General features: G+C 42.5%; 18 protein-coding genes. All 18 read right to left on the reverse strand.

Features of this window, described 5'->3' with window-relative positions:
* Positions 1–359: 359 nt before the first annotated feature.
* Positions 360–761: an anti-sigma regulatory factor gene (locus tag D0463_RS10895; RefSeq protein ID WP_117307438.1), complete on the reverse strand. Its 402-nt coding sequence runs from the start codon at positions 759–761 to the stop codon at positions 360–362.
* Between the two features lie 8 nt (positions 762–769).
* A complete protein-coding gene (locus D0463_RS10900; protein WP_117307439.1) occupies positions 770–1,120 on the reverse strand; it encodes an STAS domain-containing protein in 351 nt (116 codons plus the stop codon).
* A 215-nt stretch (positions 1,121–1,335) separates the two neighbouring features.
* Positions 1,336–2,529, reverse strand: coding sequence for an ABC transporter substrate-binding protein (locus D0463_RS10905; protein WP_117307440.1), 1,194 nt, complete (start codon positions 2,527–2,529; stop codon positions 1,336–1,338).
* Between the two features lie 103 nt (positions 2,530–2,632).
* On the reverse strand, positions 2,633–3,340 hold the full coding sequence (locus D0463_RS10910; RefSeq protein ID WP_117307441.1) for an ABC transporter ATP-binding protein: 708 nt from the start codon (positions 3,338–3,340) through the stop codon (positions 2,633–2,635).
* Positions 3,333–4,097 carry an ABC transporter ATP-binding protein gene (locus tag D0463_RS10915; RefSeq protein WP_117307442.1) on the reverse strand — a complete coding sequence of 255 codons (765 nt, stop codon included), beginning with the start codon at positions 4,095–4,097 and terminating at the stop codon, positions 3,333–3,335. The genes D0463_RS10910 and D0463_RS10915 overlap by 8 nt, the downstream gene beginning before the upstream one ends.
* Before the next feature lie 3 nt (positions 4,098–4,100).
* Positions 4,101–5,111 carry a branched-chain amino acid ABC transporter permease gene (locus D0463_RS10920; RefSeq protein WP_117307443.1) on the reverse strand — a complete coding sequence of 337 codons (1,011 nt, stop codon included), beginning with the start codon at positions 5,109–5,111 and terminating at the stop codon, positions 4,101–4,103.
* Positions 5,111–5,974: a branched-chain amino acid ABC transporter permease gene (locus tag D0463_RS10925; RefSeq protein WP_117307444.1), complete on the reverse strand. Its 864-nt coding sequence runs from the start codon at positions 5,972–5,974 to the stop codon at positions 5,111–5,113. The genes D0463_RS10920 and D0463_RS10925 overlap by 1 nt, the downstream gene beginning before the upstream one ends.
* A gap of 131 nt (positions 5,975–6,105) precedes the next feature.
* Entirely contained in the window at positions 6,106–7,053 is a 948-nt protein-coding gene (locus tag D0463_RS10930) for an alpha/beta hydrolase (protein WP_117307445.1), read from the reverse strand.
* 34 nt (positions 7,054–7,087) lie between these two features.
* The gene (locus tag D0463_RS10935) at positions 7,088–7,483 is read right to left on the reverse strand and encodes an acyl-CoA thioesterase (protein ID WP_117307446.1); all 396 of its coding nucleotides are present in this window, start codon (positions 7,481–7,483) and stop codon (positions 7,088–7,090) included.
* A 62-nt stretch (positions 7,484–7,545) separates the two neighbouring features.
* On the reverse strand, positions 7,546–8,109 hold the full coding sequence (locus D0463_RS10940) for a TetR/AcrR family transcriptional regulator (RefSeq protein ID WP_117307447.1): 564 nt from the start codon (positions 8,107–8,109) through the stop codon (positions 7,546–7,548).
* A 157-nt stretch (positions 8,110–8,266) separates the two neighbouring features.
* The gene (locus tag D0463_RS10945) at positions 8,267–9,436 is read right to left on the reverse strand and encodes a thiolase family protein (protein WP_117307448.1); all 1,170 of its coding nucleotides are present in this window, start codon (positions 9,434–9,436) and stop codon (positions 8,267–8,269) included.
* A gap of 145 nt (positions 9,437–9,581) precedes the next feature.
* Complete coding sequence (locus tag D0463_RS10950; RefSeq protein ID WP_117307449.1) at positions 9,582–10,763, reverse strand: thiolase family protein; 1,182 nt, start codon at positions 10,761–10,763, stop codon at positions 9,582–9,584.
* Positions 10,764–10,788: 25 nt separating this feature from the next.
* Positions 10,789–11,934, reverse strand: a complete 1,146-nt coding sequence (locus D0463_RS10955; RefSeq protein ID WP_117307450.1) for an acyl-CoA dehydrogenase family protein — start codon at positions 11,932–11,934, stop codon at positions 10,789–10,791.
* A gap of 253 nt (positions 11,935–12,187) precedes the next feature.
* Complete coding sequence (locus D0463_RS10960) at positions 12,188–12,589, reverse strand: MaoC/PaaZ C-terminal domain-containing protein (protein ID WP_117307451.1); 402 nt, start codon at positions 12,587–12,589, stop codon at positions 12,188–12,190.
* Complete coding sequence (locus tag D0463_RS10965; protein ID WP_117307452.1) at positions 12,586–13,035, reverse strand: MaoC family dehydratase N-terminal domain-containing protein; 450 nt, start codon at positions 13,033–13,035, stop codon at positions 12,586–12,588. The genes D0463_RS10960 and D0463_RS10965 overlap by 4 nt, the downstream gene beginning before the upstream one ends.
* A gap of 18 nt (positions 13,036–13,053) precedes the next feature.
* On the reverse strand, positions 13,054–13,818 hold the full coding sequence (gene fabG, locus D0463_RS10970; RefSeq protein ID WP_117307453.1) for a 3-oxoacyl-ACP reductase FabG: 765 nt from the start codon (positions 13,816–13,818) through the stop codon (positions 13,054–13,056).
* 79 nt (positions 13,819–13,897) lie between these two features.
* Positions 13,898–15,073: an acyl-CoA dehydrogenase family protein gene (locus D0463_RS10975; protein WP_117307454.1), complete on the reverse strand. Its 1,176-nt coding sequence runs from the start codon at positions 15,071–15,073 to the stop codon at positions 13,898–13,900.
* Positions 15,074–15,322: 249 nt separating this feature from the next.
* Entirely contained in the window at positions 15,323–15,649 is a 327-nt protein-coding gene (locus tag D0463_RS10980; protein WP_117307455.1) for a DUF3870 domain-containing protein, read from the reverse strand.
* Between the last annotated feature and the right edge of the window lie 63 nt (positions 15,650–15,712).

The following is a 15,712-nucleotide window of genomic DNA, read 5'->3' on the forward strand; positions in this document are numbered from 1 at the left end:
TCATCGCTCATATATTTGGATAATCGATCATATCTTCGGATCATCGCTCATATATTTGGATAATCGATCATATATTCCGGCCATCGCTCATATATTCTGATAATCGATCATATCTTCGGATCATCGCACATATATTTGGATAATCGCTCATATATTCCGGCCATCGCTCATATATTCTGATAATCGCTCATATATTCCGGCCATCACTTAGATCTTCGGCTCATCGCTCATATATTCCGGCCATCGCTCATATCTTCGGATCATCGCTCATATATTTAAATAATCGTTAACTTAATAAGGTTACTGTCTTTATGTTAAAAAAACTGAGAAATTCATAGTTTCTCAGTCATTCATTCCTATTATTTATTCCATTTAATTGTCGTTATTTCCGTACCTGCGCCAACCGTGGAATCTATCTCGAAATGATCCATTAGGCGTTTTACACCAGGTACGCCGGCTCCCAAACCACCTGAAGTTGTATATCCATCCTCAAGTGCTTTTCGAATATCTTTGATTCCGGGCCCTTCGTCTTTAGCCACAATCTTTAACCCGGAGCGATTGTCTTCGTTAATTTCTTCAATCACAATTTTTCCAGGAAGCGCGTATTTAAATATATTTCTGGCTAATTCGGATATAGCTGTCGTGATTCTGGACTGGTCCACAGTTCCGAATTTCAGCTTTTTTGCAGCCTCCCGCCCTGATTGGCGTGCTGCCACGATATCCCATTCATTTTGTATAGGTACTTCAATAATTATTCTCATGGATCCCCTTAAATAATGACATTAAAAATTTCTATACCTTTTTCTAAATCAAGGGCAGTATTCGCTCCATTCAGGTGTATCCCGAGCTCAACCAGTGTAATTGCAACCGCAGGCTGAATTCCTGTCAAAATGACCTTTGCACCCATTAATTCTGCCATGCTGACGATTTCGCCGAGAATTCTTGCTATGTATGAATCAATGACCTCTAGTGAAGTTAAATCCAGAACGACTCCCTTTGCCGCCGTTTCATGGATCTTCTGCAATAAATCTTCCTGAAGCGTCAAGGCGCTGTTATCATCAAGTTCTACTTGTATCGAAACAAGTAGAAGATCATACATCTTTAATATTGGTATTCTCACTAAATCACTCCTAAAAAATTCTACTCAAACTACTCATTAATTTATTATAAAGTTTGAATAAAAAGTAAGCAAGGCAAAGACGGAATAACGAAGGAAAACTCGCCGGTTGGCGAGTTTTCTTTAAATAGTGTACGTTACACTTAATTTGAATAACAAACCTTCATTGTTGACATGTTTTTTCAAGGTTACTAGCTAATTCAGCTAATTATGAAAAATCACTTCACTTCAATCGGTACAATCTTTCCTTCTTCAACAGCTCCGACGATTAACTCTGATTCAAATCCGCCATCCTTATCAATAGAAGGAATATTATATACCTTTTTCTCTTCCGGCAAATTGTCCAATCCCTCTTGCATATGCTTACGGATCGCTTCAGAATCGTCAACCGTGCCAGCTGCCTTCATTGCCTCGACAAATATATTCATCGCAATATAGTTTAAGCCCGCTTCTGAGCCGGGATCTTCCTTGTATTTTTCGTTATACTTTTTAACGAACTTGTCGGTACCTGAATTATTATTATCGACTAATGGCAGCACACCAATGGATCCCTCCAGGGCTTCGTATGAACCAGTGACTTTGTTCATTTCATCAAGCTTTGCCTGATCCATGATAATAAACCCCCCTTTAAACCCGAGCTCTCTTGCTTGCTTGGCGACTTTCGCCGTTGGTTCTGAGGCACCGCCGATGAATAATACATCCGGCTTCTTTTTTAACGCATTGGTGACAATCGTAAAGAAGTCCGTGTCCTTTGTGAAATCGATCGACGAGTTATAAACCACCTCACCACCGCTCTTTTCCCAATGGGGCAGAAGCTTTTCCGTCCAATCCTTCCCGTATTGGGATGCTGTTGGCAGTGCGGCGATTTTCTTGCCGAACCTCTCCATTGTGTATTCTGTGAAAGGCTCAATATAACCATCGTAGCGAGGCGGAATCCGTATGGTAAGCTTATTCCCTGATTCTGTGATTTTCGGCTCGCTCGTATAAGCTCCAATAATGAATTTGTCTTGCTGGTTGAATACCTGCAAGGCTGCTACGCCACCGCTATGGGGGGTGAAAATGATCGGCGTTTTATGCTCCTGAACTAACCGCTTGGCATTGGCACCCGTTTCATTTGGCAAATATTTATCATCCAGTGATTCGAGATTGATCTTGTACTTTTTCCCTTTTACCTCGAACCCGCCGCTCTCGTTAATTTCTTCTGCTGCCATTTTCAATCCGTTCAAGGTCCGTTCTCCATAGAAAGCAGCCGGACCGCTTAGTGGTCCGCTATATCCTATATTCACCGTATCCCCTTTACTGCCTCCGCCTCCTGCTGAAGAACTGCTCGATTCTGAACCACCGCATGCTGCTAAAATAAGAATTAAAGAAAAAAATACACTGACCATTGAAAGTAGCTTTGCTTTTTTCATATTCATCCCCCTCGGATATTAGCTATTCTTGCCATTCAGAAATAAGATGGTATGTTGCACCACCTCCTTTAAAGGATGCGACATCTAAAAATAGAAACAATCTTTAAGCTCCAATATATGCCTTCCGCACTTCATCATTGGCAAACAGCTCTTCTGAAGTACCTTCTAACACAATGGAACCATTTTCAAATACATAGCCTTTACTGGCAATTTGGAGAGCGGCATTTGCATTTTGTTCGGCCAATAAAATCGTTGTGCCGTCCTTGTTGATTTGCTGAATAACATTAAACATCTGCTCTACAATTAACGGGGCAAGCCCGACAGAAGGTTCGTCAAGAAGCATCAGCTTCGGTTTTGACATCAAAGCCCGGCCAATTGCCAGCATTTGTTGTTGCCCGCCGCTTAATGAACCTGCCGCGTCATTTTGCTTATCCTTCAAGATTGGAAATAAATCATATACGGTTTCAAGTGATTTTTTAATCTCGTTTTTTTTCCTTCGATGGACGTACGCGCCCATTCGTAAATTTTCCTGAACGGTCATATCTGAGAAAAGTTTTCTGCCTTCCGCGCATTGTACGACACCCGATTGGACGATTCGATCCGGAGACCGGCCCTTTATAGATGTCCCTTCTAAGGAGATGTCCCCTTCAAAAGGCTTGTTTAAGCCGCTTATCGTTCTGAACGTTGTACTTTTACCTGCGCCGTTCGAACCGAGTAAAACAACAATATCCCCTGCACTTACTTCAATATGCACTTTATGGACGGCGGTAAAGCTCCCATACTTCACGGAAACTCCTTCTAGCTTAAGCAATGGCACTCCCTCCTAGATATGCCTTAATAACCGTCTCATTGTTTTTAATTTCATCTGGTGTTCCTTCGGCAATTTTTTCACCATAGTTTAAGACCATGATTTTATCCGCAAGCTTCATGATCATTTGCATTTTGTGCTCAATCAGGCACACCGTGATTCCCTTGAGAATCATTTTTTCCATCAACAATGCAAGGCCTTCCGTTTCATCAGGATTGACTCCTGCTGCAGGCTCATCCAAAAAGACGATATCCGGATCGGTGGCAAGCGCAAGGGCAAAGGCGACACGTTTTTTCTCTTCCTGGGAACTCCCGGCGACCAATTTGTACGCCGACCCGGTTAAACCGACGAAGTCCAGGACCTCCATCGCCTTTTCTTTGCATTTTTTCTCCTCATCCTTTAGGCGTTTCGTTCTGAGAACAGCATCAATCAGATTGGATTTAGTCCGCAGACGATGGCCAACGATAACATTGTCAAGAACGGTTGATTGTTCAAAAAGATTGGTTGTTTGAAAGGTGCGCGCAATTCCTAGTTCTGCTATTTTGTTGGAAGGAAGGGTAGTGATATCCATCCCCTTAAAGGTCACTGCTCCCGAAGTAGGACGATGAAAACCACTGATTAAGTTAAAAAAAGTAGACTTCCCAGCTCCATTCGGACCGATAATTGCATTAATCTTTCCTTTTTCAACGGAAAAGTCTACAGAGTTAACCGCAGATAAACCGCCAAATTGTTTAGTGAGATTTTTTGTTTCCAAAAACATCCGCTACCCCTCCTTCACATGTTTTTTCGGTTTTACGATTGAATTCACCGTTATTTTTCTTTTTTTTCGATCTTGGTATTTGAATTTCCAGCCAAGTACAGCCCCAACGATGCCCCGCGGATAGAAAATAACCAACAAGGTTAACACCGGGCCAAAGATTAACATTCGATAGTCTTGAAGGAATTGCAGCTGCTGGGAAATCCAGACGATCAGTATCGTTCCAATAATCGGCCCTGATAGTGTTCCAATACCGCCAACAAGCAAATATGTCAGCAAATCAAAGGTTATTGCTGTGGCAGCGATTTCCGGACCAATAAAACGTACAAACGATGCATATAGGGCACCTGCTAAACCGGCAAAAAATGTGGATAAAACAAAAACAGTCAATTTGTTTTTCATCGTGGAAATTCCGATTGTTTGAGCGAGATCTTCACTATTTCGTATCGCTATGTACGTTCTTCCTGTCAGAGAGTGTACGATACGGTAAACGACAAAAATGACCAATAACAGGATGAACAAGACCAAGTAATATTGTGAGAGTGGTGTCTGAAAAGAAATGGGACCGATATCCGCAGGGGCGGGAATTCCAATTAAGCCTCTTACTCCTTCCGTCAAGCTTTCCCATTTATCGATGATCAAATAAATGATGTAGCCGACGCATAACGTATAAATTGCAAAGAAGTGCTCTTTAGTACGTAAAGCAATTAAGCCGATCAGTAAACCTGCGACACTAGTAATCAGACAAGAGAGAATGAACGCCAGCCAGAAATTAAGCTCCGCCTTTACCGTCAGTATTCCAAGTGAGTAAGCTCCAATCGCAAAAAAACCAGCATGGGCAAGAGACAAATAACCCGTATATCCTGCAAGTAAATTCAAGCCATAAACACCGATAATCCAAATAAATGAAAGGGTCATCACATGGATAAAATAATCATTTTGCGTGATGAAAGGAAAAACAAGAGAAAACAGGATCAGCGCTGCTATTACATTTCTTTGCTTAAATATGGCCGCCATTAATGTACCTCCTTGGCAAATAACCCTTTAGGACGTACGGAAAGAATGATGACTAATAATACAAATGCAATGATGTCTTTGTAGTCATTGGATATATAGGTAGCTCCCAAGCTTTCGCTGAATCCAAGGATATAGCCGCCTATGATCGCTCCGGGAATGCTCCCCATTCCGCCTAAAATAATAATGACAAATGCTTTTAAAATAACCAGATGTCCCATTCCGGGAAATACAAGATTAATAGGAGCCGCAAGAGAACAGGCAATTGCTGCAAGGCCTCCGGAAATCATGAATGTCAGCATCGCGACTCGATTTGTATTAATCCCGACTAAGCTTGCGCCCTCCCGGTTTTGCGACATCGCAATAATGGTGGAACCAATGAATGTTTTTTTCAGGAAGAGATAGAGCAAAATCATAACGGCGATCGCCGCAACAATAATCAGCATTCTCTGCAACGTAAACGTGATGCCGAACAAGTTAATGACTTGGTCATAAGGTGTGGGCATTGAACGATAATCCGTTCCCCAGACAAATTGTGCGAAAGCTTCGAGGAATAACAGAATCCCAATAGCAGCAATTTTGTCATGTATTGGCGGTGCGTCTCTTAAAGGATGGAAAACAAATCTTTCCATGAAGACCCCAGCGAGTCCAACCACGATGATCGATACGAAAATGGCCAGCCAGTAGTGAAGTCCAAGTGAAGTCATCATCGTCAATGTTATATAACCGCCTAACATATATAGAGCGCCATGGGCAAAATTAGGGATATGCAGGATGCCATATACCAGTGTTAATCCTAAAGCGACCAAACTGTAAACGCTTCCAATAGTTAACCCATTAAATAACTGCTGTATGAGAATCTCCAACTTTTTTCCCCCTTTTAATGTTATTTTTCACATGATTTGGCGCAAAAATAAATTTTGCTGATGAACTCGTCGTTGCTACAATTCTGAAAAACTCGCTACATAAAATAGAATGTCGTTACAAACCTTCGTTTTCATTTGTTTGAAATAATTGTTTCTGTAAAATGGGTTTTCAACTTTTGTGCAGCTTCTTTAATCGCTCGTTTGCAATCGTCTAATGGTTCCGACATCGTCAGGAAGCCGTGGATCATTCCCGGATAGCAGACGTATGTCACTTCTACTCCTGCATCTTCTAGTTTTTTGGCGTACATTTCTCCGCCATCGCAAAGGGGGTCATATTCGGCAGTTAAGACATAAGCTGGTGGCAATAAAGCAGTTTCAGAATCTGAAATTAACATAGGGGCAGCTAGGGGGTTAAGCAGATCATCAGGTTGGGTTAAGTATTGTTGTTGAAACCACTTCATTGTTGAATTCGTTAGATGATAGCCTTGACCGTATTTATCGATAGACGCTGTTCGCCCATATCCGGTTGAAGGATAGAACAGCATTTGATAGCTGATCGAAGGACCTTTTCTTTGATTGGCTAAATGGCAAACGACAGTCGCGAGATTACCGCCTGCGCTATCACCACCTACAGCAAGTGATGTTTTGTCGATTCCCAGCTCTTCGGCATGCTCTGCCGTCCATTTAACCGCCAGATATGAATCTTCGATGGCGACTGGAAATCTATATTCTGGAGATAGACTATAATCTACTGAAACAACAATCGCTTCAGATTCATTTGCCATTGAACGGCAGAGGGCATCATGGGTTTCCAAATCTCCGATAACCCAGCCGCCGCCATGAAAATAAACGAGCGCGGGATGTATGGTCTTTTCCGTTGGTGTATAGATTCTTATCGAAATATTTTGCTGGAATCCTTTTATTTGCCTGTCTTCAACTCTATAAATTTCTTCACGTTTATTAAAATAGTTGCACATTTTTGCATATGCTTCCCTGGCTTCTGAAACCGATTGCTGTTCGATGGGTGTTCTCGATTGCAGCACTTCAAGCAATGCTTTTGCTTGGGGATGCAGACTCATAAAGATTGGCCTCCTTTTTAAGTAAAAAGTAATATTATGAAGCTTGTAGATTTTTTTCCAGAACCATTCGCAAGGAATCGGGTATCTGGAAGGTCGCTTGTTCTTTAAAGTCGAAGCAGACGATCACGGTTTCACCGACAGCGATTTGAAACCCCGACTCACATGTCATTTCCTGGATGATTTGAAAGCTTTTGTTTCCCACTTTTGCAACACTCGTTGTAATCTTAATCTGTTGGTGAAAATCAGCCTGCCTGAAAAAATCACATTTAGTGGTCGCGATGATAAAGTTCAGTGTCGATTCACGGTTGTTTGCGCCATAACCGTTTGTATCAAAGAATTTAGCGCGTGCTTCTTCCAAGTAAATAAAATAACTGGTTGCATTAACATACCCGGATGAATCAGTTTCACAAAAACGTACGGAAACATCCACGACATGTTTGGTTTAGGAATACTGACTAGTCAGTATTTCACAACAATGAAAACTCCTTTCTCTTATTTTTTTATTCCATTTAAAATGAGATCTACAAAGATTTCGGAAAGCTCTTTCTCAGATACTTCTCCCTCCGGGTTATACCAGTAATAACTCCAATTCGTTATTCCTAAAATACCAAATGTAAGAATATCAGGAGAGAAATTTTGATTGAATACCCCAAGCGTTGCCCCTTCTTCAATTAGCTTCTGATAATTTTTTCGAAAAAGGTTTCGCTTTGCTTTAATCTCTTCCAGATGGCTTTCACTTAAATGTCTCATTTCTCTAAAGAAAATCCGGGCGTTTTTTTTATAAGGTTTAATATTCGCAATAACCATGTAAATAATTTCCTGGAGTTTGCTTGTACAATCTTTATTCCCATCTTTCAGAATAGCTTCCTGTTTTTTTACTAAGTTATCAATATAGTTGTGATTAATGTCTCTCAGTAATTCTTCCTTACTTTTGTAATAATAATAAAACGTTCCTTTTGTTACGCCGATGTACTCAACGATTTCTTGAACGGATGTTTCCATAAACCCTTTTTCGTCAAATAAATGAATGCTTGCTTCCATAATTTTTTCCTTCATATGCTACGTTCCTCTCATTTGATTCCGTGCCAAGTCGACAACCATTCACGGAATTATGTTTTTAAGTGAGTATTATTATAGCATATTGCATGTTAGCTCTTGCCTGCATGGTGAAGAATGATGAAGATCGAACATTTCCATACTTCTGATGGCGATGTTACCCTCGTTCCAGGATGGTCGCGATTCCTTGGCCTCCGCCTATACAAGCGGTTATGAGCGCATATCTTCCTTCTGAACGCTTAAGTTCATAAATCGCTTTTGTCGCCAGTATCGCGCCGGTTGCACCAAGTGGGTGTCCATGGGCGATGGCCCCGCCGTAGACATTCACTTTTTCCAAATCCATCTCAAGCTCCCGATTACAGGCAAGCACTTGTGCCGCGAATGCTTCGTTGATTTCGATAATATCCATTTCGTCTAATGAGAGGCCTGCTTTTTCGAGGACTTTTCTAGTCGCAGGCACCGGCCCAATCCCCATAATGTTTGGATCTACTCCTGCTACTGCATGAGCCCGGATCGTTGCCAACGGTGTAAGACCCAGCTCTCCAGCTTTTTCTCTTGACATGACGACAACGGCAGAAGCGGCGTCATTTAACCCGGAACTATTGCCGGCCGTTACAGTTCCATCTTTAAGGAATGCCGCTGAAAGCTTAGACAGTGCCTCCATTGTTGTTTGGGGACGAGGGTGTTCATCAGTGTTAAATTGGACAGGGTCACCCTTTTTTACAGGAATGCTCAAAGACACAATCTGTTCATCGAAGCGTCCTTCTTCCATGGCTTTTGCCATTCTTTGCTGGCTGCGAAGAGCAAATTCATCTTGTTCTTCTCTGGTAATTCCGTATTTTTTAACTAAGTTCTCTGCGGTTATACCCATAGGCGGGTCCCCAATTTCCTTTGGTGAGAGCTGAGCTTTTTTGTATGCGGGCGGTACCGGGCTAAACGGTTTGTCGGGTCGTTCCTGTAAGTATGGAGCGCGGCTCATGCTTTCGGTTCCACCAGCGATATAAATGTCACCTTCGCCCGCCTTTATTGCCTGTGCAGCGAGGTTGATTGCATTCAGACCGGAACCGCATTGACGGTCAATGGTCAGTCCTGGCAAATTGATGGACAATCCGGTTTGAAGGGCTGTCAACCTTGCAACATTTCCGCCACCGCTAAGCACATTTCCGAAAATGACATCATCGACTGCTTCTGGATCGATGTTCGCTCGTTTTATCGCTTCTTTTATAACCTCCGCCCCAAATACATGGGCTGGAATCCCGGCAAGAGCGCTTCCTTGCCTGCCGATTGCCGTTCTAACTGCGGAAACAATCACGGCATCTCGATTCATGTTCCTTCACTCCTCCGAAAAATATTTTTTAAGACTTGAGCAATGGGGATATTACCGCATACTAACTAGTTGGTATGTAAGTATATTTTGATAATATACGATAAATTCAGAATATTCAACTTAATATTTTATTTATTTTTCTTTACTAGACAAGCTCGACCATAATCGCCATTCCTTGGCCTCCTCCCACACAAAGAGTAGCTATGCCCAATATTTCTTGTCTGCGTACCATCTCGTGGAGTAGTGTGGTCAAGATTTTCGCCCCAGTTGCCCCGAGCGGATGTCCGAGGGCAATCGCTCCTCCATTGACATTGACTCTTTCAGGGACTAATTTAAGCTCGCGTATGACTGCTAAGGCTTGAGAAGCAAACGCCTCGTTAAGCTCAATCAGCCCAATATCAGCGAGTGATTTATTTGTGCGTTTTAATAGTTTCGTTACAGCCGGCACAGGGCCAATACCCATCACGTCAGGTGATACACCAGTAGCCACCCAGTCGACGATTTTTGCAACAGGCATCAATCCAAGCTCTCTGGCTTTTGTCGCAGATGTTACTACCATGGCTGCCGCTCCATCATTTCTTCCACAAGTATTCCCTGCTGTAACTGTACCATTTTCTTTAAATACTGGTATTAAGCTGCTTAATTTCTCAATGGTTGTTTCCGGTCTTGGATGTTCATCTTGTTGAAACAAAAAGGTATGTTTTCTTTCCTTAATTTCTACCGGAACGACTTCTTCATGGAAAATATTCATGGAGATGGCCTTGGCCGCCCGAAGCTGGCTTTCCAGGGCGAAAGCATCCTGGTCTTCACGGGAAATATTGTATCTTTCCGCTACATTTTCTGCTGTTATGCCCATTCCTAACTGATCTCCATATATTTCTCTTGGCTGTTGTCCAGGCTCAGTGTTTGAGTCGACCAGGATTGCCTGGTCTCCTCCGAACCGTGAGTTTCTTAAATAAACCGGTGCCCTGCTCATGCTCTCCGTTCCCCCTGCAACAACAATTCCAGCATGACCTGTAGCGATTTGCTGGGCTGCTGAAGCGACAGCCTGCATGCCCGAGGCGCAGAGACGGTTAATTGTATACGCCGTAGAAGTAACGGGAATCCCTGCCCTTAATGCGGCAACCCTTGCTACGTTAGAGGATTCCGTAGATTGTCTTACTTCTCCTAGGATGACTTCGTCCACTTGTTCCTCTGAGATGCCAGCCCTCGTTACAGCTTCTTTGATCGCAATGGCAGCCAGGTGTCCCGAAGTAATATTTTTTAAAGTGCCTCCATAACGACCGACGGGTGTACGGACGGCACTTACAATGACGATTTCATCCATTCGTCTCCCTCTCTTTCTTTTACATTTAGAATTCTTTTTCCAGTTGAGCGGCTATGATATTTTTTTGAATTTCAGATGTGCCTTCGTAAATTCTCGTAATCCTGGCATCTCTGTAAAAACGCTCAACCGGAAAATCAGCTATATATCCAAGACCGCCATGAACCTGAACAGCTTTATCCGCAACCCGGTTATACACCTCAGACCCGTACAACTTCAGCATCGCAGCCTCTTTGATGACCTTCATTCCCTGGTCGACCATCCATGCAATCCGGAAGGTAAAAGAACGCAGGGCTTCTATTTCTACAGCCATTTCAGCTAGCATATGCCCGACTGCCTGGTGTTTAATAATCGGCGTCCCAAATTGAACACGCTCTTTTGCATGTTTTACAGACATGTCGAGGAGCTTTTGGCATGAGCCCAGGTTCCTTGCCGCCAAACCTGCCCTGCCGTTTGCTAAGATTTTTAAGGCATTTACATATCCTTGTCCTTCATCACCCAGTACATTTTCAACTGGAATCTCACAATCTGCGAAAACTAATTCCGCAGAATGTGAACCTTTTAAGCCCATTTTTTTCTCAACTGCCCCAATTTGAAATCCCGGAAAGCCTTTTTCTACGATAAAGGATGTGATTCCTTTTGATCCCTTTTCTAGATCTGTAACAGCCATAACGGTGAAAACATCCGCTTCCGTTGCATTCGTAATATAATGCTTCAGACCGTTAACTATATATTTATCTCCCTTCTTTACAGCGGATGTTTTCATGTTGACGGCATTTGAGCCAGCTTCCGGTTCAGTCAGGGCAAATGCCCCAATCTTTTCGCCGCTCGCCATCGCAGGAAGGTATTGTCGTTTTTGCGCTTCGCTTCCCATTTCTACAATCCCGACTGTACCGATTCCTGTATGAGCACCGATTAAGGTTGTATAACCGTTATGGGTTGCCCCGATTTCCTCATAAAGCGCACATTTACCGACCATACCGATTCCGAGCCCGCCGTATTCCTCGGGAATGCTTAATCCAAAAAGACCCATTTCCTTAGACATTTCGATGATTTTTTTCGGAATTCTATCATCATTTTCAATCTGCATCGCCACTGCTTCTACTTCGTTTTGAATAAACTCTCGTACATGTCTTTTTAAAAACTGGATATCCTCGCTAAATTCAAAATTCATGCCTTCACCTCCATTTAAAAGCTTCTCTTTTCCACTTCTTGTTAATGAGCTGCTTTGTTAATCGTTTCCAACCGTGTTTCCGAAAAGCTCTATAATGATTCCAAATTGCTTGTGAACTTTGTCAATGAGTTCTTTGATAACCTTGTGTAAATGCAATAAAACCCAAGCGACAAAAGAAATTCTCGTTTGCCACCCGGGTCCCTTTCACCACCTTCAAGCAACGGAAGAAAATCGAAAGCGTTTGCAGAAAAGCTTAAAATTGTCTGTAAACAACGTCTCCTTTTATGACTTCCTTCCCCACCTGATTAACTGCTGCCACTTCAAAACTCAGGGTTTGCTCTGTTCGTTCACTTAATGTTGCTTTCAACGTGATAACATCATTTAAAAATACCATGTTTCTGAATCGAATCGAATAATCCTGAATAAATCCTTCTTCATAGTAAGAAGTGAATAACTTTGCCAGATTGCCCATCGTCCACATTCCATGGGCGATTATACCAGGTAAACCGGCTTTGGTCGCTTCTTCGTCGATTGTATGGATTGGATTATAATCTCCTGAAGCACCGGCATATTTAATCAAATCTAACCTTGATACCGGATTTAGGTTGATGTCAGAAAGTGAATCTCCGACTTGCAACTCAGCCAAGCTTCTCACACCATCATCACCTTTCGTACGGCTTCCGTTATGATCACGATCGAGCTCGAGGTAAAGATGATATTTCCATCAAAGTCTTCCCCGCCATTTTCGATTACTAAGAATCCCATCGTTCCGTTACTTCCTGTCTTTTCATAATAATCCTTCACTTCGGTATAGCATAAGATTTCCTCTTCGACTAATAGCGGCCTTTCATAATGGTAGATCTGTTCCCCGTGGATCAGCCCTTTATTCGGCAGCTTTAAATCATCAATTTTCCCGTAGTCGAAGACCCTTGGAAAGGTGGGCGGGGCAATATTTTGTTTATAGCGGGATCGTTTTCCTGTTTCCTCATCCAAATAAATTGGATGCTCATCTCCAATCGCTTCCGCAAACTTTTTGACTGCGCCTTTTTCGACGTTATTTTTTATTTTATTGGATTTCTTTCCTATTGCTTCCTTGAACATCGATATCTCATCCTCTCTTTATGCTTTTGGTCCACCAGCTACATAGATCACCTGACCGTTCACAAAAGATGACTTTTCATCGGCAAAGAAGGCAACTGTATGAGCAATATCTGCAGGTTTCCCGCTTCTGCCGACCGGAATTTGGCTGACGCTGGCGTTTACTAAATCGTCAAAAGTAATCCCAATTCTGCTTGCCGTTTCCTTTGTCATTTCTGTTTCGATAAAACCGGGAGCAACCGCGTTTGCCGTAATGCCATATCTACCAAGTTCAATAGCGAGCGTCTTGGTGAATCCCTGAAGTCCAGCTTTGGCAGTTGCGTAGTTAGCCTGGCCGCGGTTTCCAAGTGCAGAAGTAGAAGAAATGCTGATGATACGGCCATACTTTTTCTCTACCATATACTTTTGCGCAGCGCGGGCGGCGTTAAAAGAACCTTTTAAATGCACGTCCATGACTGTCTGCCAGTCTGAATCTGTCATTTTGAACAATAAATTATCACGAATGACCCCTGCGTTGTTTACGAGGATATCAATCGAGCCAAACATTTCATAAGCTTCCTTCATTGCATCTTCAACTTGATCTGCTTCTACAACATTGGCAACCTTCGAATATACTTCATAACCTTTGTCCTTTAATTCGCTTGTTGTTTCACTCAAGGCTTCTTCATTCAGATCAATGAAAGCCACTTTAGCTCCTTCCCCCGCAAAGAGTTGGACAATTCCTTTGCCGATACCGCGGCTTCCTCCTGTTACAAATGCCACCTTGCCTTCAAACCTGCCTGCCATTTCAATTCCTCCCGACTTATTCTAAGTAGTTTACTATTTTAATTGTATAGATATCTTCAATGAATAAAAGAGGGTATTATTAACCGAATTGCCCTACCTTAACATGTCCCTTGAGCAAATTCCTGGAGATAATCATGCGTTGGATTTCATCGGTACCATCATAAATTCTCCAAAGTCTCGCTTCACGGTACCATCTTTCGATTGGCAATTCCCTTGTATAGCCCATTCCGCCGTGGATTTGCAAAACACGGTCCACTACGTTATTCCCCATGATTGCCCCATATAATTTGGCGATGGAAGCTAAATGGCGATTGTCCTCTCCTTGATCAAGCGTAAAAGCCGCATTCAAAACAAGCCATCTTGCAGCCTCAATTTCAACTGCCGAATCAGCAATCTGCCATTGGATCGCCTGTCTCTCTGCAATGGGCTTGCCAAACGTTATACGTTCTTTCGCATAATCAATCGCCATTTGCAGCAATCTTTCTGCCGAACCGACTGCGCGGGCCCCGACGATCCACCTTGCAAAACCGATCCACTCTAGTCCAAGTTTGTAACCACCGTTTACTTCACCGAGAATATTCTCCTCCGGTACCCGAACGTTATCGAACACCAGGCCAGCCGGGCCCCATTCGCCCATCGTATCGATATATTCTGATTTCCAGCCCAAATCCCGGTCTACAATGAAGCAGGTGACCCCGTCAATCCCTGTTGCTTGATGCTTTTCTTTGTCGGTAATAGCGATAACCATGACAAAGTCTGCTTCGTTTCCGCCGGTAATAAATGTTTTTTCTCCGTTTAATACCCACTCATTGCCGTCTTTTACGGCCGTCATTTTAATATTTCTTGTATCAGATCCCGCTCCAGGTTCGGTCATTGCAAAGCAGGACTTCTTTTCTCCATTAATCGTAGGAATTAAATATTTTTTCTTTTGGTCTTCGTTACCGTAATAAAGAATATTATCTGCTGATCCACCGAATTGGAATGGTACGAATGTTTTCGAAACCTCCATATACACGATAGCCATCATCATTTGCCCAAGGTCTGCCCCGCCATACTCTTCAGGTGTATTGATGCCCCAAAAACCGGCCTCTTTTGCCTTAAGCTGAAGTTCTTTTAGTTTTTCTGGCGGGAGGCTTGGTTTCCCTTCCCTCTCATTTCTTAATACATCATTTTCAAGTGGTATTAATTCTTTTTCTACAAATCTGCGAATCGTCTTTTGTACCATTCTCTGTTCATCAGTTAGGCGTAAATGCACTCAACCATCTCCATCCCTCATTTAATGAAAAATTTAAGTATTTGTTGATAAGAATATATACCAACCAGTTAGTATGTCTCTATTAGTTTATTTAGAATGTTCAGAAAAGACAAGGTTTATTTCCATAAATCAGAGAAAATTTTTGAAGGAATCGAGTTATGATAAGAAAGAAAACTCTTCGTGCAGCGAAAGCCCGCCATATTGGCATCAATACAGTGAAACTGTTCTATCCCAATTTCACTGTATCACTCATGCTTTGCTGTATTCAGCTGTTTGTTCGAATTGGTTGTATAAATCTTTAAGAGCCGCTACTAAAGCGTTCGTTGCCTTTCCACGATAATGTGCTTGGATGAGCTGCAACGGTGTATCGAGTCCATCGCATAAGCTGTTCCCTCTTAACAGATTCCTCACAAAGCTGCGTCCGTGTTCTGTGGCAAGGGTGCAGGAGGCGTCGAGTATGACACCGTATTTCATATCCACCTCCACAGTGATTGTTAACGAGTCAAATACACTTTTAGCAGCCATCCCCTGAGGCAGCCTTGCGTGACCGGCAATAAACAGTGTGTTATTTAGCATAGAAATATACCCCCATTACAATAAGTTTGGTAACTTAATAGTATATGGAGACTTATAAATAAT

Source organism: Bacillus sp. V59.32b (genome assembly GCF_003429085.1).
In the GTDB taxonomy this organism is placed as follows: domain Bacteria; phylum Bacillota; class Bacilli; order Bacillales; family DSM-1321; genus Peribacillus.